The sequence below is a fragment of the Colwellia sp. KS18-150 genome, from assembly GCF_057551365.1.
This window is the reverse complement of sequence record NZ_BAAJMC010000049.1, coordinates 1-441: the sequence shown is the minus strand read 5'-3', so window position 1 is coordinate 441 and position 441 is coordinate 1. Positions and strand designations below refer to the sequence as shown.

Genomic DNA, 441 nt, shown 5'->3' with positions numbered 1-441 from the left:
CTTTCAATTAACCAACTCCCGTCATTGACAGGAGCTTCATAAAATAAAGTATTCATTCCATCGGTTACAGCTACTGTAATAATTTGCCCATCTTCTATATCGCTAACAGTGCCGTATATATTTACTGCTAATGCTTCAACACTATTGATAGTGTCGTCGATAATATCTCCTTGTGTATCAACACCTATTGTCACTGTAGCTTTAGTGTCTTTGATTTTAACCACGCTATCACTAGTCACATTCCCTGCTAGATCAGTTACCGTTGCAAAGTAAGTTAAAGGTCCATCATTTAGACTAGTTAAATCATTATCCGTAATACTCCAAATATAACCTTGAACAGATGTTGTAAATTCAAGTGTTGAAATACCGTCACTGACAGTGACTATGACGATTTGTCCATCTTCAACATTATTCGCAATACCTAAAATATCAACATGACTA

Annotated in this window: 1 protein-coding gene; it reads right to left on the bottom strand. The window is 35.6% G+C overall.

Annotation, left to right across the window (positions count from 1 at the left end; all coding sequences use genetic code 11):
• The coding region (locus tag AC27IF_RS20230) for a hypothetical protein (protein ID WP_487056159.1) at window positions 1–441 on the bottom strand (441 nt) is incomplete at both ends.